The 20,282-nt window shown below is 67.5% G+C and carries 21 protein-coding genes and 1 pseudogene; 5 read left to right on the top strand and 17 right to left on the bottom strand.

Annotated features, from left to right (window positions below):
* Positions 1–25: 25 nt before the first annotated feature.
* Positions 26–1,237 carry a S53 family peptidase gene (locus QZM15_RS06670; RefSeq protein WP_302106070.1) on the bottom strand — a complete coding sequence of 404 codons (1,212 nt, stop codon included), beginning with the start codon at positions 1,235–1,237 and terminating at the stop codon, positions 26–28.
* A gap of 415 nt (positions 1,238–1,652) precedes the next feature.
* Here QZM15_RS06670 and crcB point away from each other — a divergent pair, with 415 nt between their 5' ends.
* Together crcB and QZM15_RS06660 are read left to right on the top strand one after the other, a co-directional pair.
* A complete protein-coding gene (gene crcB / locus QZM15_RS06665; protein ID WP_059574149.1) occupies positions 1,653–2,039 on the top strand; it encodes a fluoride efflux transporter CrcB in 387 nt (128 codons plus the stop codon).
* Between the two features lie 23 nt (positions 2,040–2,062).
* On the top strand, positions 2,063–2,413 hold the full coding sequence (locus tag QZM15_RS06660; protein ID WP_302106069.1) for a DUF190 domain-containing protein: 351 nt from the start codon (positions 2,063–2,065) through the stop codon (positions 2,411–2,413).
* Positions 2,414–2,426: 13 nt separating this feature from the next.
* Here the strand turns inward: QZM15_RS06660 and QZM15_RS06655 are convergent, their stop codons facing one another.
* Together QZM15_RS06655 and QZM15_RS06650 are read right to left on the bottom strand one after the other, a co-directional pair.
* Complete coding sequence (locus QZM15_RS06655) at positions 2,427–2,990, bottom strand: YggT family protein (protein WP_006488584.1); 564 nt, start codon at positions 2,988–2,990, stop codon at positions 2,427–2,429.
* Between the two features lie 76 nt (positions 2,991–3,066).
* The gene (locus tag QZM15_RS06650) at positions 3,067–3,996 is read right to left on the bottom strand and encodes a Rossmann-like and DUF2520 domain-containing protein (RefSeq protein ID WP_302106068.1); all 930 of its coding nucleotides are present in this window, start codon (positions 3,994–3,996) and stop codon (positions 3,067–3,069) included.
* Between the two features lie 514 nt (positions 3,997–4,510).
* On the opposite strand from QZM15_RS06650, the gene QZM15_RS06645 reads away from it, so the two are divergent.
* Entirely contained in the window at positions 4,511–4,807 is a 297-nt protein-coding gene (locus QZM15_RS06645) for a hypothetical protein (protein WP_059574146.1), read from the top strand.
* Between the two features lie 117 nt (positions 4,808–4,924).
* Here QZM15_RS06645 and QZM15_RS06640 read toward each other — a convergent pair whose 3' ends face one another.
* Together QZM15_RS06640 and QZM15_RS06635 are read right to left on the bottom strand one after the other, a co-directional pair.
* Positions 4,925–5,593 (bottom strand): LysE family translocator, encoded by a 669-nt coding sequence (locus QZM15_RS06640; RefSeq protein WP_059641723.1) that lies wholly within the window; start codon positions 5,591–5,593, stop codon positions 4,925–4,927.
* Positions 5,594–5,651: 58 nt separating this feature from the next.
* Positions 5,652–7,208, bottom strand: coding sequence for a UbiD family decarboxylase (locus tag QZM15_RS06635; protein WP_099316153.1), 1,557 nt, complete (start codon positions 7,206–7,208; stop codon positions 5,652–5,654).
* Between the two features lie 599 nt (positions 7,209–7,807).
* On the opposite strand from QZM15_RS06635, the gene QZM15_RS06630 reads away from it, so the two are divergent.
* Complete coding sequence (locus tag QZM15_RS06630) at positions 7,808–8,935, top strand: transglycosylase SLT domain-containing protein (protein ID WP_059574143.1); 1,128 nt, start codon at positions 7,808–7,810, stop codon at positions 8,933–8,935.
* Between the two features lie 106 nt (positions 8,936–9,041).
* On the opposite strand, the gene QZM15_RS06625 is transcribed toward QZM15_RS06630, so the two are convergent.
* The 9 genes from QZM15_RS06625 to QZM15_RS06585 all read right to left on the bottom strand — a co-directional run bounded on the left by QZM15_RS06625 (position 9,042) and on the right by QZM15_RS06585 (position 17,170).
* Positions 9,042–10,238 carry a pyridoxal phosphate-dependent aminotransferase gene (locus tag QZM15_RS06625; protein WP_060312980.1) on the bottom strand — a complete coding sequence of 399 codons (1,197 nt, stop codon included), beginning with the start codon at positions 10,236–10,238 and terminating at the stop codon, positions 9,042–9,044.
* Between the two features lie 68 nt (positions 10,239–10,306).
* Positions 10,307–10,744: a transcription antitermination factor NusB gene (gene nusB, locus QZM15_RS06620; RefSeq protein WP_006476662.1), complete on the bottom strand. Its 438-nt coding sequence runs from the start codon at positions 10,742–10,744 to the stop codon at positions 10,307–10,309.
* Positions 10,741–11,256, bottom strand: a complete 516-nt coding sequence (ribH, locus tag QZM15_RS06615) for a 6,7-dimethyl-8-ribityllumazine synthase (protein WP_034206641.1) — start codon at positions 11,254–11,256, stop codon at positions 10,741–10,743. Before ribH ends, nusB begins: the two co-directional genes overlap by 4 nt.
* A gap of 53 nt (positions 11,257–11,309) precedes the next feature.
* Positions 11,310–12,452 carry a bifunctional 3,4-dihydroxy-2-butanone-4-phosphate synthase/GTP cyclohydrolase II gene (ribBA, locus tag QZM15_RS06610; protein ID WP_059574141.1) on the bottom strand — a complete coding sequence of 381 codons (1,143 nt, stop codon included), beginning with the start codon at positions 12,450–12,452 and terminating at the stop codon, positions 11,310–11,312.
* Between the two features lie 184 nt (positions 12,453–12,636).
* The gene (locus QZM15_RS06605; protein WP_059574140.1) at positions 12,637–13,155 is read right to left on the bottom strand and encodes a DUF1993 family protein; all 519 of its coding nucleotides are present in this window, start codon (positions 13,153–13,155) and stop codon (positions 12,637–12,639) included.
* 320 nt (positions 13,156–13,475) lie between these two features.
* The gene (locus QZM15_RS06600; RefSeq protein ID WP_059574139.1) at positions 13,476–14,105 is read right to left on the bottom strand and encodes a riboflavin synthase; all 630 of its coding nucleotides are present in this window, start codon (positions 14,103–14,105) and stop codon (positions 13,476–13,478) included.
* 14 nt (positions 14,106–14,119) lie between these two features.
* Entirely contained in the window at positions 14,120–15,241 is a 1,122-nt protein-coding gene (gene ribD, locus QZM15_RS06595; protein ID WP_302106067.1) for a bifunctional diaminohydroxyphosphoribosylaminopyrimidine deaminase/5-amino-6-(5-phosphoribosylamino)uracil reductase RibD, read from the bottom strand.
* Positions 15,242–15,256: 15 nt separating this feature from the next.
* Complete coding sequence (gene hemL, locus QZM15_RS06590) at positions 15,257–16,540, bottom strand: glutamate-1-semialdehyde 2,1-aminomutase (RefSeq protein WP_302106066.1); 1,284 nt, start codon at positions 16,538–16,540, stop codon at positions 15,257–15,259.
* A 177-nt stretch (positions 16,541–16,717) separates the two neighbouring features.
* Positions 16,718–17,170: a hypothetical protein gene (locus QZM15_RS06585; protein ID WP_302106065.1), complete on the bottom strand. Its 453-nt coding sequence runs from the start codon at positions 17,168–17,170 to the stop codon at positions 16,718–16,720.
* 248 nt (positions 17,171–17,418) lie between these two features.
* Between QZM15_RS06585 and QZM15_RS06580 the strand changes: the two genes are divergently transcribed.
* Positions 17,419–18,636: a Bcr/CflA family multidrug efflux MFS transporter gene (locus QZM15_RS06580; RefSeq protein ID WP_059574136.1), complete on the top strand. Its 1,218-nt coding sequence runs from the start codon at positions 17,419–17,421 to the stop codon at positions 18,634–18,636.
* A gap of 133 nt (positions 18,637–18,769) precedes the next feature.
* Here the strand turns inward: QZM15_RS06580 and QZM15_RS06575 are convergent, their stop codons facing one another.
* The 3 genes and pseudogenes from QZM15_RS06575 to QZM15_RS06565 all read right to left on the bottom strand — a co-directional run.
* Positions 18,770–19,201: a type VI secretion system amidase immunity protein Tai4 gene (locus QZM15_RS06575; RefSeq protein ID WP_302106064.1), complete on the bottom strand. Its 432-nt coding sequence runs from the start codon at positions 19,199–19,201 to the stop codon at positions 18,770–18,772.
* Positions 19,202–19,303: 102 nt separating this feature from the next.
* Positions 19,304–19,660, bottom strand: coding sequence for a DUF1493 family protein (locus QZM15_RS06570; RefSeq protein WP_302106063.1), 357 nt, complete (start codon positions 19,658–19,660; stop codon positions 19,304–19,306).
* Between the two features lie 336 nt (positions 19,661–19,996).
* Positions 19,997–20,254, bottom strand: a pseudogene (locus tag QZM15_RS06565) (bifunctional transcriptional regulator/glucokinase); the annotation flags it as partial.
* Between the last annotated feature and the right edge of the window lie 28 nt (positions 20,255–20,282).

Raw genomic sequence — 20,282 nt, 5'->3', positions numbered from 1 at the left:
AAGCCGCGTGATGGCGGCCGCGCGACTACGGCCGCGCGACGAGCGCCTGCACGAGCGCCGGCGCGATCGGTGAACCGAGGCCCGTCACGTAGTCGTAGCCGCCCGCCGCGTTGCAGATGCTGCCGCAATTGCCGTTGGACCCGGTCGTCACGTCGTGAAAGTCGCTGCCGTACGCGGTTTTGCCGACCGTATAGAGCGTGTCGTAGGTGCCGCTCAACGCTTTCTTGCCGGCCGCCGCGCGCAGCGAATTCGCGATCGCGACGAGCGCCGCCCATTGCGGCGCACCGGCGCTCGTGCCGCCGACCTGGAACCAGCCGGCCTGCCCCTGATAGGCGACCGAGTCGTACACCGCGAAACCGCTGGACGGATTCGCGTCGTAGCTGACGTCGGGCACGCCGCGCTTGCCGGCCACCGGAACCGGCCATGCGGTCTGGCCGGCCGGCTCGGCTTCGATGCCGCTCACGCCGCCGCCGCTGCCGCTCCATGCCGCCTCGCCGATGTAGTTGCCGGCCGTATCGGACGACAGCGTCGTGCCGCCGACGGACACCACATAAGGCGACGCGGCCGGGTATTCGGTGCCGGTGCCGCTGTCGCCGGACGACGCGACGAACGTGACGCCCGGTACGTTGAAGTGAGCGTCGAAGCCGGTCTCGCTGCTGAATTCGTTGCCGCCGAAACTCATCGACACGACCGACGCGCCGCGCTTGACCGCGACGTCGACCGCGGCCAGCAGGTCGTTGAAGCTGGCCGACGCGGCTTCGACGAGCAGGATCTTCGCCTTCGGCGCGATCGCGTGGACCCATTCGACGTCGAGCGAGATCTCGAGCGCCCAGCCTGAATCGGTCCTGGGCCGCCCACCGCGTGCGTACACCTTGGTGAAACAGCCGTTCGACGACGTGCAGGCCGGCAGCGAGAACGCATTGCTGAACACGCCGAGATCGGATTCGATCTTCGGGTGGTCGTACGCGTCGACGATCGCGACGACCATCCCGTCGCCGTGGTTCGCGATCGTGTCGAATCCGTATGCATGCCGCGTGAGTGCCGGCGTGAGGCCGGCGATCGCGGCCGTGCTCGCGCGCGACTTCGTGTGGAACGGCGGGCGGGCAAATCCGTTCGGTGCGCGGTGGCCTTCGACGTAGGATGGCGGCCCGTTGCCGTCGGCGAGCGCACCGCCGGACGCGAGCAGCGACGCGCACAGCACCGGAATCAACATGGACGACAGGCGGATATCGTTCATTTTTCGAGTCTCCATGTCGATGGAGTGGGGTGGCGAAACGATTTTACGAAATCGACGGCGGTAATTGCATCGAATATCGGCCGGATACGGGAATGTCTGATAAGGGAAAGTACGTGGAGCCCACGTAGGACGGGCATTTCACGGGGTTGGTCCGAGCCGGATCGAACGGTTTTATCGGTTTTTAAAAATCTGATAAATAATCGGTCGATTCAGAATCGATTTGTCATGTCGGATGAAATTGCCTGGTAAATGTTCGCCGCGGCGCGCGGGTGGAAATCGTGAAAGGCATCATGCGCTCGCGACGCGATCCGATGCCTGCCGGCCCGGTTCGTCGGCATTGCCGGTGCGGCGCGATTGCGCATACAGTTCAGCGTAGGCCGCGTGCGCCGCGCGGCGCCGTCACTGAGGGGTGCCCTTGTTCTATTCGATCGTCGCGATCTTCGTCGGCGCCGGCCTCGGCGCGTTGCTGCGCTGGTTCCTGAGCCTCGCGCTCAACGCCTGCTTTCCCGCGGTGCCGCTCGGCACGCTCGCGTCGAACCTGATCGGCGGCTACGTGATCGGCGTGGCCGCCGTCGTGTTCACGGTCCGCGTCGGGTTGCCGCCCGAGTGGCGGCTGTTCGTGATCACCGGTTTTCTCGGCGGCCTCACGACGTTCTCGACCTATTCGGTCGAAGTGATGACGCACGCGCTCGAGGGCGAATTCGGATGGGCATTGGCGGTGGCTGCCCTACACTTGACTGGATCGTTCGCGCTGACGGCGCTCGGCATGTGGACCGCGCGCGCGTGGCTCGCGGCGGCCTGAGCGGGCCGCCATCGGAGGGAGCGATGGACAGGGTCTTGTTGCGCTTCTACGTGCACGAGCAGCATCGGCTGCACTGGAAGCCGCTGTGGGAGTGGCTATTGGAAGAGGCGAACCGGATGGGTGTCGCGGGCGGGTCCGCGTTTCGCGCGATGGCCGGTTTCGGCCAGCATCGCGTGCTGCACGAGGATCGCTTCTTCGAACTGCAGGGTTCGCTTGCGATCGAGGTCGAATTCGTCGTCACCGAGGAGGAAGCGCAGCGGCTGCTCGAGCGGCTGTCGCGCGAGAAAGTGCGCGTGTGCTACGCGATGATGCCCGCGCGGTTCGGCGTGATCGACACGCTCGGCGTACCGCCGGCGCGGGGGCCGGCGGCGTAGGTGTCGCGCCTGATCAGATGCCGAACATCGTCAGCGACACGGCGGCGCGCGTGACGATCATCAGCAGCACCTGCACGATCACGAACAGCAGGATCGGCGACAGGTCGATGCCGCCGAGGTTCGGGATCACGCGGCGCAGCGGGTTCAGGAACGGCGCCGTGAGCTGGTAGAGGATCGGCATCGCCGGCGAGCGCGGGTTGAGCCACGACAGCAGCGCCATCAGGATCGTCATCCAGATCACGAGGTTGAGCGCCCACTTCACGACGGTGAGCAGCGCGACCACGACGAGCGTCGCGATCACGGCGGCCGGATCGAAGCCGGCCATGACGACCATCAGCACGACGTAGACGAGCGCGGTGAGCAGCGCGGCGACGACGCTGGCCCAGTCGATGCCGCGTACGCCCGCGATCACGCGGCGCAGCGGCAGCACGAGCCAGTTGGTCGCCTGCAGCACGGCTTGCGTGACGGGGTTGTACGGCGGCACGCGGACGGCCTGCATCCAGACGCGCAGAATCAGCGCGGCGCCGAATAGCGTGAAGACGGTATTGAGCAGAAAACGGGCGATCTCGCCGAACATCGTTGGCATCCTTTTTATTACAGTCAGTAGCGTGCGGCCGCCAACGCCGGTTGGCGGCGCATCGGCCGACACCTTATCACGCCTCGTCTCGCGGCGGGGAGGGGTGCGCGGCCACGCGCGCGAGCGACGTTTCGACGGCTTCGGCCAGCGCCGGCAGCGACGCCGGCGGCGTCGCGCGCTTCGCCGCGAGTGCGACCGCGCGGCGCGTGAGCAGCGCATACAGCGCCGCGTGATCGCCGCCGCGCGCTTCGAGCAGCGCGAGCTGGCGCTCGACGATGCCCGTGTCGCCGCGCGATACCGGGCCGGCCAGCGCATTCGCGAGCCCCTTGTCGCGCGCGGTCTCGATCGTGCCGGCGAGCATCGGCAACAGCGCGCGCAGCGCGGCGTCCTCGTCGAAACCGAGGCCGCGCCACAGCTCGACCGCTTCCGACAGCCCGCACAGCGCGAAGCTCGCCGCGTAGTGGGCGGCCGCGTGATACAGCATCCGGCCGCCGGCCGGAATCGACAGCGGATGGCAGCCGAGTGCGGCGGCAAGTCGCAGCAGCGTCGCGTGCAGCGCACCGTCCGCTTCGATCGTGACCGAGCAGCCGTCGATGCGCGCGAGGTCGGCGTCGGTGCCGCCGAACAGATAGAGCGGATGAAAGCCGCCGGCGGCGGCGCCTTGCAGCTTCGCCGGATCGAGCAGCGCGACCGCCGACGCGCCGCTGCAATGGACGACCGCCTGGCCGGCGGCGCGCGATGCGTCGAAGCGCAGCGCCGCGGCGCTCGACGCGAGATGATCGTCGGGCGTCGTCACGAAGATCAGGTCGGCGGCGTCGGCCACCTGCTGCGGCGTGTCGACCGCGCGGCAGCCGTCGATGCGCGCGGCGAGGCCGGCGGCCGACGCAGGCGTGCGGCTCGCGATCGCGACGACCGGGAAGCCAGCCTGCGCGAAGCGCTGCGCGATACAGCGCGCGAGGCGGCCGGCGCCGATGAAGCCGAGGCGGGGTGTGTCGGGAAGCGGCATGGCAGCGGCGGTAAGCAAAAACGAGGCAGCCGCCAGTATCGCAGGAATGATGCCGGTGCCGTGGAAGGCCGGTTGCGGAGCCGCCGCACGTATGAATGACCGACAGGCGGCGCGATTCGGGCCGGCCGACGCTCGGCATGACGACCGCATCAGGATCGTGGAATCCGACCCCGAAACACCGCGTGCCCGTATCCCGCTTGAAATGTCGGCATCTCGTCTTTAATTTGTAATCGTTCATTACGTACGCGCGCCCCGTGCCCGCGACGGATCCGGTAAGACTGACCGGTCGTTGTGTGGCGACCCGTCTCCTCGGACGGAATCGCGCGACCCGCAAGGGGCGCCGCCCGCGCCGGGTATCGCGCCGCACGGCGGCTCCGGCCGCGTGCGATTGCAATTTGCAACAAATGCCCGATACGCGCGGGGCGGGTTTTCGCTACATTGCTTCCATGCGACGTGCATGCCCGCCGTTGCCGACAGGGAGCGCCTAAAATACCGCTCCAGCAGGAGAATCGAAGTGAAAAAGCTCATTCCGTTCATCGCCGCCGCCGCGCTGGGCCTGGGTGCCGCAAGCGCCGCGCAGGCTCACGTGTCGATCGGGGTCGGCATCGGTGTCCCGGTCGCGCCCGCTTATCCCGTCTATGCACCGCCGCCGCCCGTGTATTACGCGCCGCCGCCTCCGCCCGTCTACTACGCGCCGGCGCCGGCCTACTATGCGCCGCCGCCCGCCGTGGTCGTCGGCGGCTACTACGGTCGCCCGTACTGGCGCCACGGTTATGGCGGCTGGGGTCATCACGGCTACTGGCGTCGCTGATTCGCCCCGCGCGGCCTGACCGCGCATGGCAAAACGGCGCAACGTCCCGCGAGGGGCGCTGCGCCGTTTTTCATTGGGGCCGCCGTTACTGCGTGGCTGCGCGCGGGGCGGCCGCGATTACGCCGCGTGCACGATCAGGTCGCGGTAGCCGCCGACGATCACGCTGTACGAAAAGTACGCGAACAGTAGCGCCGACGCGACATGGCAGGCCCGCATCAGCCCGGCGCCCGCGCGCTTGCGGCCCTGGCTCGCGAGCGTGCACATGAAGAGCGTCCACGCGAGGCCACCGAGGAAAAAGCCCGTCAGGAACACCGACGCGGTGGCGGGAGTGGTCGCACCGGCTTTCGCGATCAGCGCGCCGCCGACCGCCGCGAACCACAGGATCGCGCTCGGCGACGACATCGCGAGCAGCATCCCGCGCATGAAACTGCGCCGCGCGCTTGCCCGCGGCGGAAGCGGGGCGTCCGCATCGTCGTCGGCCGCCTTGGCGGGCGCGAGCGCTTCGCGCGCCATCTTCCACGTGAGGAACAGCAGCACCGCGCCGCCGCCGATCCATACGATCCAGCGCACGGGTTCGAACTGCAGCAGCACGGCCATTCCCGCGAGCGCGAGCGCTGCGTAGACGAGATCGCCGACGCACGATCCGACGCCGAGCCAGAAGCCCGGCCGGAAGCCGTGCGACAGCGTCAGCGACAGCATCGCGACGTTGACGAGGCCGATGTCGAGACACAGCGACAGCGACAGAAAGAATCCGTCGGACAGCATGGAGGCGGGTGGAAAGCTCATCTTCTGGGTGCGTGCGACGATTGCGATGCGCGGGCCGGCGGGCGCCGGCCGCGTGGCGTCAGAGGCCGATCTCCTGCCACAGCCGGTCGACGCGGGCCTTCACGGCCGCATCCATCTCGATCGGGCGGCCCCATTCGCGGCTGGTTTCGCCCGGCCACTTATTGGTCGCGTCGAGCCCCATCTTCGAGCCGAGTCCGGCCACCGGCGACGCGAAGTCCAGATAGTCGATCGGCGTGCTGTCCACCATCACCGTGTCGCGTACGGGGTCGACGCGCGTCGTGATCGCCCAGATCACTTCCTTCCAGTCGCGGATGTTCACGTCCTCGTCGACGACCACGATGAACTTCGTATACATGAACTGCCGCAGGAAGCTCCACACGCCGAACATCACGCGTTTCGCGTGGCCCGCGTAGCTCTTCTTCATCTGGACGATGGCCATCCGGTAGCTGCAGCCTTCGGGGGGCAGGTAGAAGTCGGTGATTTCCGTGAACTGCTTCTGCAGCAGCGGCACGAACACCTCGTTGAGCGCGACGCCGAGCACCGCGGGCTCGTCGGGCGGCTTGCCCGTGTAGGTCGAGTGGTAGATCGCGTCGCGACGCATCGTGATGCGCTCGACGGTGAACACCGGAAACCACTCCTGCTCGTTGTAATAGCCGGTATGGTCGCCGTACGGCCCTTCGAGCGCGTGCTCGTACGCGGTCGCCGCATTGCCGGCCGGCCGCGGCGGTGCGCCGGCCGGAGCGGGGGCAGGGGCGCCTTCCTGCGGATGAATGAAGCCTTCGAGCACGATCTCCGCGCGCGCCGGCACCTGCAGCGTGTCGACGCCCGGCGTCAGGCACTTCGCGAGCTCCGTGCGGCTGCCGCGCAGCAGGCCGGCGAACTGATACTCGGACAGCGAATCGGGCACGGGCGTCACCGCGCCGAGCGTCGTGGCCGGATCGGCGCCGAGCACGACCGCGACCGGATACGGCTTGCCGGGATTGCGCAGCGCGAACTCGCGGAAGTCGAGCGCGCCGCCGCGATGCGCGAGCCAGCGCATGATCAGCTTGTTGCGGCCGATCAGCTGCTGCCGGTAGATGCCGAGGTTCTGGCGCGCCTTGTTCGGCCCGCGCGTCACCGTCAGGCCCCACGTGACGAGCGGCCCCGCATCGCCGGGCCAGCAGGTCTGGATCGGCAGCTTGTTCAGGTCGACGTCGGCGCCTTCCCAGACGATCTCCTGGCACGGCGGCGACGACACCGACTTCGGCGCCATGTCCCACACCGCCTTCGCGAGCGACAGCAGCTTGCCGGCGTCCTTCAGGCTCTTCGGCGGATCGGGTTCCTTCAGCGCGGACAGCAGGCGCCCGAGATCGCGCAACGAACCGAGCGCGGCATCGTCGCCCGCATCGACGCCCATCCCGAGCGCGACGCGGCGCGGCGTGCCGAACAGGTTGCCGAGCACCGGGAATGCATTGCCGGGCGGCGCGTTGAACAGCAGCGCCGGGCCGCCGGCGCGCAGCACGCGGTCGCACAGCTCGGTCATTTCGAGCACGGGCGACACGGGCTGCGTGACGCGCCGCAGTTCGCCGAGCGCCTCGAGGCGCTGAATGAAATCGCGTAAGTCTTTGTATTTCATGAAGAAGGTCCGGGCCACCCGCGGGGACGGGCAGCGATGAGAGGGCGCGGCGGCCGGCTGCGACCCCGAATCGACCGACGATTTTACCCGGGCAGCCGCCCGGACGCCCGGCGCGGAAAAAAGTCGACCGCGCGCAAACCCCCTACGGCACGGGGCTTGCGTTCTGAAGAGTGGTTTTAAATTACTTTTTGTTATCATTTTGAGTTTTTATAGTGTTGACGATCTATAAAACCCTGCTAGAATCCGCTCACATTGGTTGCAGGGTAAAAGGCTTCGAGCCGCCAATCACCGATCTTTGACGCAGCGCGTCACCGTCCGCCGAATCCTGCACGGCGTCTTCGACGGCCTTTGTCGTAGTCCCAGCCAGCGCCACCAGACGCTGGTTTTTTGCGTGGGTGCCACCGCGTATGCCCGTCTCGCCCAGTGTGTGCGAAGGCGCCGGCCTTCTTACACCGTGGCCTCGAACGGTACTTATACCGTTTCCCCGATGCTTGCGCGTCCCAACCAAGGCGTGCGGCGTCGTGATTCCGCGGCGCGTTTTCTGTCTCGCCTTCGAGCCGAGCGAGCCGCACGAGTCATGTTCATGGGAGATGATCTGAATGAACGCTTGGTTATCGTGGCGTCCCACTGAGCAGCATGCGCAGATCGTGCGCAACTTGCTGCGTCGCGGGACGCGTGTCAGTCACCATCTATTCAGCGTTGTCGGCTGTTTCGCCGTCGCGGTTGCGCTTGCACTGTGGCTGCTGCCAACCGTCCGCGGCACGCTCGCCGCGAAGCTGATGCCGGTCGTATCCGCGGCCGTGCAGGCCGGCCCGGCCCGTCTGCTGTCCGGCCATCCGCTGCCGAACTTCGCGCCAGCCGGTGCGCAGCCGCAGCAGGAAGACAATCCCGAAACGGATACGCTTGCGGTCGGCCTCGATGTCGCACCGGAAGCTGCCGCGCAGGGCGCCCAGGGCGATGCGTCCGATCCGGCCCGCACCGGCCCGTCGCCGGTCGCGCTGGCCAAGCTGATTCCGATTCAGCGGGTGGCGGCCGATGCGCGCGACGATCGCGCGCTCGCGTCGAACCGCGAACAGGCGCTCGTCGCCACCTACCTGTCGCGCCGTTACCGCGTCGCGCAGGAGCCGCTCGGTCAGCTCGTCAAGGCGGCGTTCCAGACCGGCCGCGACGTCGGCCTCGATCCGCTGCTGCTGCTGTCCGTGATGGCGATCGAATCCGGCTTCAACCCGTACGCCGAAAGCGGCGTCGGCGCGAAGGGCCTGATGCAGGTCATGTCGAAGGTCCACTCCGACAAATTCGAGTACTTCGGCGGTACCGACACCGCGCTGCAGCCGCTCGCGAACCTGCAGGTCGGCGCGCTGGTGCTGAAGGACTGCATCGCGCGCGGCGGCTCGCTCGCGAACGGCCTGCGTCTGTATAACGGCTCGACGAACCCCGACGACAATGGCTACGGCTCGAAGGTGATGGCCGAGCGCGCCCGGCTGCGCGACGTCGCGCGTGGCCGCAACGTGCCGATCAATGCGCCGCAGGCGCCTGCGCAGCCCGCGAAGCCGATCGTTACCGCCGCTGCCGTGACGGCCGCGGCAGGCGGCGCGAAGCGCGTACATGCGACGCTTGACGGCACGACGTCGGTCAAGGCGGCGCCGAAGGAAGCGGCTTCGCAGGACGACGCGAGCGTCGATACCGCGAAGCAGTCGCGCGGCGATCATTCGGAGCTGGGCGCGTAACGCGTCACGCCCGCCGTGCGGCTGCGGCCGGCAGGACATGAAAAAGGCACCCGGGTGCCTTTTCGTTTTGCGGTACGGTGAAGCGGCCGCTGCGCCGGCCGCGGCGTCAGTGTCGACCGAACAGCGTCGCGAGCCGGTCGACGGCCTCTTCGAGCCGCGAGTAGGCAGTCGCATAGGACAGGCGGATATAGTCGCGCGGCGCATGGACACCGAAGTCCATGCCCGGCACCAGCACCACGCCCGCGTCGTGCAGCATCGCCTGCGTGAGCGCGGCGCTGTCGCCGGCCGCCGGGTGCGCGACGCCGCCGCAATGCGCATACACGTAGAACGCGCCGTCCGGCATCACCGGCACCGTGAAGCCGAGCCGCTCGAGCGCCGGTGCGATGAAATCGCGGCGGCGCTTGAATTCGAGCCGGCGTGTTTCGTAGATGTCGAGCGTCGCGGGTTCGAAGCAGGCGAGCGCCGCATGCTGCGCGAGTGCGGACGGGCAGATGAACAGGTTCTGCGACAGCTTCTCGAACGTGCCGACGAGCGCGGGCGGCACGACGAGCCAGCCGAGCCGCCAGCCCGTCATGCTGAAATACTTCGAGAAGCTGTTCACGGTGATCACGTCGTCGCCGAACGACAGCGCCGACACGGGCGCGGCGTCGTAGCTGAGCCCCTGGTAGATCTCGTCGACGATCGTGAAGCCGCCGCGTGCGCGCACCGCTTCGACGATTCGCTTGAGTTCGTCCGGCTCGAGCGACGTGCCGGTCGGGTTCGACGGCGACGCGAGCAGCACGCCGCGCGTGCGCGCGTTCCAGTGCGTGCGGACGTCGTTTTCGGTGAGCTGGAAGCGCGCGTCCGGGCCGCTCGGCACGAGCACCGGGCGACCTTCGGCCGCCGCGACGAAGTGCCGGTTGCACGGGTATGACGGGTCGGGCATCAGCACTTCGTCGTCGCGACCGACCAGCGCGAGGCACGCGAGCAGCAGCGCGGCCGATGCGCCGGCCGTCACGACGATCCGCTCCGGGCCAATCGTGAGGCCGTATGCACGTGCATAGTGCGCGGCGATCGCCTCGCGCAGCGGCGTAATGCCGAGCGCGCTCGTGTACTGCGTGACGCCACGGCGCAGCGCAGCCGCGGCGGCCTCGACAACCGGCTCCGGCGCGGTGAAATCCGGCTCGCCGATGCCCATGTGGATAACATCGCGCCCCAAGGACTCGAGCCGCTGTGCCTCCTTCATCAGTTCCATCACGTAGAAGGGCTGGATCGCGTCGACGCGTGCGGCGAGCGTGACGAGCGAATCGGCGGTGGTATTCATCGGCGGGCAGGGCGGGGAGAAAAGAATGAAAAACGGGCGCTTGCGCGCCCGTGGACCAACCAACGGTATCAGCCGTTGCGACGCGCCTGCGTTTCGGCGGGGCGCAGCTTCGCGGCCAGCTTGTCGAGCACGCCGTTCACGTACTTGTAGCCGTCGGAACCGCCGAACGTCTTCGCGAGTTCGACGGCTTCGTTGATGATCACGCGGTATGGCGTTTCGACGTGGTGCGTGAGCTCGAACGTCGCGATCAGCAGCACCGCGCGTTCGACCGGCGACAGCTGATCGATCGGACGGTCCAGCGACGGCGCCAGCGCTTCGACGAGCGTCGCATGCTCGCGGATCACGCCGTGCAGGATCGCTTCGAGCAGTTCCTTGTCAGCCTTGTCGTAACCGAGCGCGCCGCGCAGTTGCGCGTCGATCTCGCCGGAGGGCGCGTTCGACAGCAGCCACTGGTACAGCCCCTGCGTCGCCAGCTCGCGCGATTGTCGGCGGGCGCTCTTCTTCATGCGCGCTCCTCTTCGTCGTCTTCGTCTTCCTCTTCGTCCTCGTCGTCGCCGAGCTGGTCGAGGGCCATCGTCAGGTTGGCCATCTCGACGGCGACGCGTGCGGCGTCACGACCCTTTTCGGTCATGCGCGCAACGGCCTGCTCGTCGGTTTCGGTCGTCAGGACCGCGTTCGCGATCGGCAGGTTGAAATCGAGACCGATGCGGGTGATGCCCGCGCCGCTCTCGTTCGACACGAGTTCGAAGTGGTAGGTCTCGCCGCGGATCACCGCGCCGAGCGCGATCAGCGCGTCGAACTGGCCACTTTCGGCGAGCTTCTGCAGCGCGAGCGGGATTTCCAGCGCGCCGGGCACCGACACGAGCAGCACGTCTTCACCGGTGACGCCGAGGCGCTCCAGTTCTTCGACGCACGCGTCGGCGAGGCCGTTGCACACGGGTTCGTTGAAGCGCGATTGCACGATGCCGATACGCAGGCCGTCGCCTTCGAGATTCGGTTGGTATTGTCCGATTTCCATGATCTGGTCCGTGGTGTGGATGAACGGTTGTAGGGCGAAAGCGCCGTGGCGGGTTACGCGTGGGACGCCGGGCAGGACGTGGCTTCGCCGCCGGGCATCGGAATGAAGCCCGTGACTTCGAGGCCGTAGCCGGACATGCTGCCCAGCTTGCGCGGATTCGACAGCACCTGCATCTTGCCGACGCCGACATCGCGCAGGATCTGCGCGCCGATGCCGAACGTCTTGAAATCGACCGGCCGGCGCTTGAGCGCAGCGGCCTTTTCTTCCTCGTCGAACGCCTTGAAGACGTCGATCAGGTGTTCCTTCGTGTCGCCGCAGTTGAGCAGCACGATCACGCCGAGGTCGCGTGCGGCGATCTCGCGCATCGCCGCGTCGAGCGTCCACGAGTGGGTCGACACGCCCGTCTCGAGCAGATCGAGCACCGACAGCGGCTCGTGCACGCGCGCCGGCGTGTCGACGTCCGGCGACGGTGTGCCGCGCACCAGCGCGATGTGCGGCGAGCCGCTCGGCTGGTCGCGGTACAGCACCGCGCGGAACGTGCCGTGCGCGGTCTGCATCGTGCGCTCGGCGATCCGCTCGATGATCGACTCGGTGCGGCTGCGGTACTGGATCAGGTCGGCGATCGTGCCGATCTTCAGGTTGTGTTCCTTCGCGAATTCGATCAGGTCGGGCAGGCGCGCCATCGTGCCGTCGTCCTTGATCACCTCGCAGATCACCGCGGCCGGCGTGAGGCCCGCGAGCGCCGTGAAGTCGCAGCCGGCTTCGGTGTGGCCCGCGCGCACGAGCACGCCGCCCGGTTGCGCCATGATCGGGAACACGTGGCCCGGCTGCACGATGTGCTCGGGGCGCACGTCGTGCGCGACCGCCGTGGCGATCGTGTGCGCGCGGTCGGCGGCCGAGATGCCGGTCGTCACGCCTTCGGCCGCTTCGATGCTGACCGTGAACGCGGTGCCGTACTGCGTGCCGTTGCGGTAGGTCATCAGCGGCAGGTGCAACTGCTTGCAGCGTTCCTGCGTCAACGTCAGACAAATCAGGCCGCGGCCGTACTTGGCCATGAAGTTGATCGCTTCCGGCGTGACGAATTCGGCGGCGATCACGAGGTCGCCCTCGTTTTCGCGGTCTTCTTCGTCGACCAGGATCACCATCCGGCCGGCTTTCAGCTCGGCGATGATGTCGAGCGTGGAGGCGAGCGTCATAAGGGGGCGAGAAAGAGGAAAGTGCGTATTTTACGCCAGCCGGACGGCGTTTCGGCTGGCGCGGGCCGCGCGGGGCCGGCGAGCCTGCCGGAAAGCGGTGCGGCCGGCCCGTGAAGCAGGCCTGCCCGGACTGCCCCTGCCGCGCTGGCGGGCGGCCATGGGGCGCTCCGGGCCCGGCCGCGCGTCACGCGTGGTCGTTGCGGCCGCCGAGGTAGTCCAGCTTGCCGAGTTCGACGCCGCTGTGGCGCAGGATGTCGTACGCCGTCGTCACGTGGAAGAAGAAATTGGGCAGCACGAAATTCAGCAGGTACGACTGGCCGGTGAACTCGATCGGGCCGACGCGCATCTTCAGTACGATCTGGCGCGCCTCGCTGCCGTCGATCTGCGCGGCGTCGAAGCTTTTCAGGTAGTCGATCGTCTTCTGGATGCGCGCATGCAGTTCGTCGAAGGTTTGCTCGACATCCGGGTAGCTCGGGATCTCGGCGCCGGCGAGCCGCGCGGCGCAGCCCTTGGCCGTGTCGGTCGCGATGTAGACCTGGCGGACGAGCGGCAGCATGTCCGGATAAAGGCGTGCACCGATGAACACAGACGGATCGATCTGCTTCTCGGCCGCATGCGCCTGCGCCTTGCCGAGGATGTGCTGCAGGTTGGTGAGACCGCGGATCAGGACGGGCAGCGAAGCCTGGTACATCGAGATGGACATGGGGACGACTCCAATGGGAAGAATGGCGGCCGCTACGCGGCGCGTCGTACGTGGCGGCATGGGAACCGCTGTCGACGCATCTTAGCGCGGCGGCATGACCCGTGCGCGTCGTTGGCCGTTCGGCCAGGTGTCGGCTGGCCGGACGGCCAACGAGCGAACGCGATCGCGATGCTGTCGCTTGGGATGGCCGACGGGGCGGCCCAGCATGAAGTAGGGCCGGAGCAACGCTCGGTGGAGCGACGGGGCTGCGGCGACGCCCCGACAATGCCGGCCCGAACCGTCAGCCGTCGTTACATCATATATGGGACCGAACTGCCCGATCAGTCCTGCTGGACGCCCTGCGACGCCGACAGCATCCGCTCCACATACCGCGCGATCATGTCGACTTCGAGGTTGACCTTGTCGCCGGCCTTCACGTGACGCAGCGTCGTGACTTCGACCGTATGCGGAATCAGGTTGATCGAGAATTCGCAGCCGTCCGCGCGATCGTCGACCGTATTGACGGTCAGGCTCACGCCGTTCACCGTGATCGAGCCCTTGTACGCGAGATAGCGGCCGAGCTCGCGCGGCGCGACGATTCGCAGTTCGTGCGACTCGCCGACCGGCGCGAAGCGCGTGACGGCGCCGAGGCCGTCTACATGGCCCGACACGATATGCCCGCCGAGGCGGTCGTGCGCGCGCAGCGCCTTCTCCAGGTTCACTTCGCCGGGCTGCGCGAGACCGACCGTCCGGTTCAGGCTTTCGCGCGACACGTCGACGTCGAACGTGGTGTCGGTCTTCTCGATCACCGTCATGCACGCACCCTGGATCGCGATGCTGTCGCCGAGCGCGACATCCGCCAGGTCGAGCCCGCCGGCCTGCACGGTCAGGCGCACGCCGGCTTCGGCCGACGTGCCGAGCGCGGCGATCGATTCGATGCGGCCGACGGCCGCGACAATTCCGGTAAACATCGTGACGATCCCGTTCAGTGAGAGGCGTCGGGCGGCGTGAGCCGCGCGAGGATCCGCAGGTCGTCGCCGATCCGCTCGAGCCCGTGGAACGACAGCCGGGTGCGCGCATCGAGGCTGGCCGGCGCGGCGAGATCGAACATGCCGGCCGCGTCGGCGCCCAGCAGGCTCGGCGCCAGATAGACCAGCAATTCGTCGACGCACCGCTCGCGCAGCAGCGAACCGTTCAGCTTGTGGCCGGCCTCCACGTGCAGTTCGTTCACGCCGCGCGCGCCGAGCGCGGCCAGCATCGCGGGCAGGTCGACCTTGCCGTGCGCATTCGCGAGCGGCACGATTTCCGCGCCGCGCGACCTCAGCACGTTCGCGCGGACTTCGCCGGCGGCGTCGAGCCGGCCGCAGAAAATCAGCAGCGGCGCGCCTTCGAGCAGCCGCGCGTCGAGCGGCAGGTCGAGGCGGCTGTCCACCAGGATGCGTTGCGGCTGACGCGGCGTGTCGATGCCGCGCACGGTCAGCAACGGATTGTCCTCGCGCACCGTGCCGATGCCGGTGAGGATCGCGCACGCGCGTGCGCGCCACGCGTGCCCGTCGAGGCGCGCGGCCTCGCCGGTGATCCACTGGCTTTCGCCGGACGGCAGCGCGGTGCGGCCGTCGAGCGACGCGGCGGTCTTTATCCGCACCCACGGGCGGCCGCGCGTCATCCGCGACACGAAGCCGATGTTCAGCTCGCCGGCCTCGTGCGCGAGCAGCCCGCAGCGCACGTCGATGCCCGCGTCGCGCAGCATCCCGAGGCCGCGCCCCGACACCTGCGGGTTCGGGTCTTCCATCGCCGCGACGACCTTCGCGACGCGCGCGTCGATCAGCGCGTTCGCGCACGGCGGCGTGCGGCCGAAATGGCTGCACGGTTCGAGCGTCACGTAGACGGTCGAGCCCGCGACGTCGTAGCCGCGCGAGCGCGCGTCTTTCAGCGCCTGCACTTCCGCGTGGTCCTGGCCGGCCGGCTGCGTGAAGCCTTCGCCGATCACGTCGTCGTCCTTGACGATCACGCAGCCGACGCGCGGATTCGGCGCGGTCGTGTACATGCCGTGCGCGGCGAGCGCGAGCGCGCGCTGCATGTGGGCGAAATCGGTATCCGAGAACATGCGCGCGGCCCCGGGTCAGGCGGCGAGTGCCGCGAACGCGCGGCGCGCGGCCGCGAGCGTCGCGTCGATCACCGCATCGTCGTGCGTGCTCGACACGAAGCCGGCTTCGTACGCGGACGGCGCGAAATACACGCCCTCGTCGAGCATCAGGTGGAAGAAGCGGTTGAAGCGCGCGATGTCGCTCTGCGTGACTTCCGCGAAGCTGCCCGGCACGCGCTCGGCGAAGTACAGGCCGAACATCGCGCCGATCGAATCGGCCGCGAACGGTACGCCGGCCGCGCGCGCTTCGGCCGCGAGGCCGTCGGCGAGCCGCTTCGTTTGCGCGGTGAGCGCGTCGTAGAAACCCGGCGCCTGAATCAGTTGCAGCGTCTTCAGGCCCGCGGCGACCGCGATCGGGTTGCCCGACAGCGTGCCGGCCTGGTAGACGCCGCCGAGCGGCGCGAGGTGGGCCATGATGTCGCGGCGGCCGCCGAACGCGGCGGCCGGCATCCCGCCGCCGATTACCTTGCCGAGGCAGGTGAGGTCGGCCGCGATGCCGTAGTACGCCTGCGCGCCGCCGAGCGCGACGCGGAACCCGCACATCACCTCGTCGAAGATCAGCACGGCGCCGTGCTTCGTGCACAGCGCGCGCAGCGCGCCCAGGAATTCGGGCGTGCCGCGTACGAGATTCATGTTGCCGGCGACCGGCTCGACGATCACCGCGGCGATCTCGTCGCCGAATGCGCCGAACGCTTCCTCGAGCGCGGCGACGTTGTTGTATTCGAGGACGGTCGTATGCTTCGCGATGTCGGCGGGCACGCCGGCCGAGGTCGGGTTGCCGAACGTCAGCAGGCCCGAGCCGGCCTTGACCAGCAGGCTGTCCGCGTGGCCGTGGTAGCAGCCCTCGAACTTGACGATGCGGCTGCGGCCCGTGAAGCCGCGCGCGAGACGCAGCGCGCTCATCGTGGCCTCGGTGCCGCTCGACACCATCCGCACCTGCTCGATCGACGGCACGAGCTTGCAGATTTCCTCGGCGATCTCGATTTCCGCTTCGGTCGGCGCGCCGAACGAGAAGCCGTCGGCGAGCACGTTCTGCACGGCCGACAGCACTTCCGGATGGACGTGGCCGACGATCATCGGGCCCCACGAGCCGATGTAGTCGATGTACTGCTTGCCGTCGGCATCCCAGAAATACGGGCCTTGTGCGCGCGCGACGAAGCGCGGCGTGCCGCCGACCGACCGGAACGCGCGCACCGGCGAGTTGACGCCGCCCGGAATGGTCTTCTGGGCGCGTTCGAAGAGAAGCTGATTGTTGGACATGAGCGAAACCTGCGAGAGAAGGGCGCGGGGGCCGGTGCACGGGCCGCGGCGCCTGGGCGGAACGATCGTCCGATTGTACCGGAGACACGCGCGGCAAGCCCGCCGGCCGGTCTGCGGCCTTTCGGCGCGCGGCATCGGCCGGCCGGAAAGGCGCGCGTGATGCGACCCGGTTTCCGCTTATCGCGGCGGCTTGCGCTTGCCGGTCAGCTCGGCCCAGCGCTTTTCGAGCGGGCCTTCGACCATCGGCTTGATCGACGTGCCGGAGCTCTGCGCATCCCAGGTCTGGACCGAATACGGATCGACGCGCAGCGCGTCGCGCGCGATCACGACGTCCTGATGCGCATCGACCAGCCAGTCGTACACGAAGTCGATGCACAGCCGGTAGCCGCGCTTCGTCGACGGATCGGGCACCTCGTACGGCGCGCGCGTCACGTAGCCGGAGCCGAACACGCCCTTCGGTTCCTTCGCGACGCGGTGCAGGAACACGCGGTCGCCCGGCAGGATGCCGCGCGCGAAGCCGCAGCCCCACACGTCATGCACGGCCTCGCCGGCCTTCACGCGCGCGGCGACGTCGGGCAGCTCGGGCCACGGCCATTTCTTGGGGCTCCAGATCAGCAGGAAAGCGGTCATCGGGTGGGTCGTACGTCGAATGGTCAGACGAGAGAGGCAAGCAGCAGCAAGCTTAATCGAATCCGCCCGCGCGTTCGTTCGGCGCATGACGAACGTGGGTGTTTCGCGGGGTGCCGCCGCACGCTGCCCAAGGCACGCAAAAAAGTTGCGCGTACAATCATGGGCCTGAACGCGTCGCTTGCGGCGCGGCTTCCCGTCTTCACCGCCACGCGCGCCCCGATGCGCGCGGGCTCCCATTCCGGATACCCATGTCTCACGTCGTCCGGCGCCGGCCCGATGCCCGGCTGATCCTGTTGCTCGGCGCGCTCGCGGCCTGCGGGCCGATCGCCACCGACATGTACCTGCCGAGCCTGCCGTCGATCGCCGACAGCTTCTCCGTCAGCGCCGGCGCCGCGCAGCGCACGCTGACGAGCTTCATGGCCGGCTTCTCGATCGGCATGCTGCTGTACGGCCCGCTGTCCGATACGTGGGGCCGCCGCCCCGTGTTGCTCGGCGGCATTGCGCTGTTCACGCTCGCGAGCATCGGCTGCTTCGTGTCGGGTTCGATCGACATGCTGATCGTCGTGCGTTTCCTGCAGGCGCTCGGCGCCGGCGCCGCGTCGGTGCTCGCGCGTGCGATCGCGCGCGACGCGCACGAGCCGAGCGATGCGGCGAAGGTGCTGTCGATGGTCGCGATCGTCACCGCGGTCGGGCCGCTGCTCGCGCCGCTGATCGGCGGCCAGATCCTGCGTTTCTCCGGTTGGCGCGGCGTGTTCGTCGTGCTGGCCGTGTTCGGCGCGATCTGCGCGACGACCGCGTATCTGCGCGTGCCCGAAACCTGGCCGAAGGAGCGGCGCAAGAGCGCGGCCGTGCTCGCGTCGTTCGCGTCGTACGGGCGCATCCTGTCCGATCCCGTCGCATGGGGGCACATGCTGTGCGGCGGGATGGCGTTCGCGTCGATGTTCTCGTACATCACCGCGACGCCGTTCGTGTACATCGAGTATTTCCACGTGTCGCCGCAGCACTACGGGCTGCTGTTCGGCCTGAACGTCGTCGGGATCATGATCGGCAACTTCGCGAACACGCGGCTCGTCGGCCGCATCGGCTCGCTGCGCATCATCTCGGCCGCGTCGCTCGTGAGCTGCATCGCGTCGCTCGCGGTCGCGTTCGTCGCGCTGACGGGGTTGGGGGGGCTGTGGTCGATCGTCGTGTGCCTGTTCTTCGTCGTCGGCGTGGTCGGGATCCTGTCCGCGAACTGCACGACCGACCTGATGCACCGCTATCCGCACAACGCGGGCGCGTCGGCGGCAGTGTTCGGCGCGATGCAGCTGGCGCTCGGTGCGCTCGCGAGCGTCGCGATCGGCGCGCTCGCGGACGGCACGCCGTTCGCGATGGGCGTGACGATCGGCGTTACCGGCGTGTTGTGTTTCGTCGGGCGTTATCTCGTGCTGCGCTGGCATGGGCGGCCGGTGAAGGCGGGTGCCTGAGCGGCGTGACGGAACTGACGGAGGGCGCGAGTATGTCGACGATGTTCGCCCAAGCGACAACCTGAGCGAACACCATGCCGATGTAACCCGGCCAGCGATGCGGGGCAAGCATTGGGTTATTTCCGCGTCCGCATCACTTGGACCGGTCTGACGAGCGATTGTCGAGTCGATAGCTGCGCTTCGGGTTGATCACGAATCGCCTGACTTCGGTCTCGAGTTCCTGGCTGTGATACAGATCCAGGCATTTCAAAAAATCAAACCTCACGCCCTTGATTTCGGACTCGACGCCCGGGTTGCGATAGTCGCGTGCAAGAAAACGATTGACCAGCGATTTGCCCGTGTCGGGATTCCGTTCCAGATCGAAGTCGGTCCAATCCATTAGTGCACTGGCGCTGCTTCCCGCGTCCATCGCAGCGGACGGTTCATTCCGATAAGCGGTCGCGACGCATTCGGCGAGCACCATGTCCTTGTAGTTCTGCGCGTAGGTTCGGGCGCCGGCTTGTGGCGACGACGACGTATCCGTGGCGTGGCTGGGTTGTGCCGCGAACATCAGGGCCCAGAACATCACACACCGGAGCAGTGAATTTTGTCTGATGGCAGACTCCAGAGGTATGCACAGATCCAACACATCGCCTAAAAGATGAACCGGCTATGTGGCTAGGAGCAATCAGCGCGGTAGGCTTTCCAAGCGCTGATTGCTCCACTCTCCATCCAAAATAGCCTGATAGAGCATGCCTAGAGTCAGTGGTACTTTGTCATATTTTTCTCGGCGTTTTCTGGAGAAAGCCATCCGCGCCACTTCAATCAAGCTAAAGCCCTCTCCTGAGAAGTAGCGATTGAACTCAAAATCTCCAACTTGCACTGGAAATTTATCGAAGAAGCGCTCCATAAACTCGACCGCATCGTCGCCAGTGATATCCAAATCGCCCTCGACGGCATGATCTTTTGTGAGAATTTTTTGGGGACTAACACCGGCCTCCCTTCTCACAAAATCCTCGAACTCGTTCCATGTAAACTGGCTCAAGGCATACCTCTCTCCGCAAACTGGATGAACGTGATGCTGTCGATGCCAATCGGGGTTCTGTGAGAAACGTGTCATTTCTCGCGTCGGACCGGGATGGCGGCATCACGCAGAGTGAAGGAAGTTACCGAGCCTGGGCAACTGCTGACAATTGGACTTGTTCGAAAATGGGAGCGTGTACGAACGTATGACGTCACGCGCAGCCATAGGCAGAAGGCATCGTCGATACCTGCCGAGCCCGTGTTGTTCGCGCCGGTGCCGCTCATGCGAAACACCCCGAACGCCGGGCTTGAATCCAGCGTTCGGGGTGTGGTGGATCGACGGCGTTTCGCCGAAGCGTCAATCCCGCGCGACGTCCTTCGCCGCCGGCGAAGCCCCATGACTCAACCAGTCGAGCACGTCGGCCGTTTCGTCGTCGGTGGCGCGTGCCCGCGCCTGCGCGACGGCCTCCGGCAGCTCGCCGTTGGTCGACGCGCGACGGATCGCGGCGCCGACCGCGAGGATGTCGATCATCAGCAGATGCAGGACCCGCGAGATCATCGACAACTGCGACTCGCGCATCCCGATGTGATCGGTTTCGAGCGTGACGGTCGCGCGCGAACGCGATTCTTGCGATGTCCTGGTC

It is taken from the genome of Burkholderia sp. AU44665, from assembly GCF_030504405.1.
GTDB classification, from domain to species: Bacteria; Pseudomonadota; Gammaproteobacteria; order Burkholderiales; family Burkholderiaceae; genus Burkholderia; species Burkholderia semiarida.
This window is presented reverse-complemented; position numbering and strand designations above follow the sequence as displayed.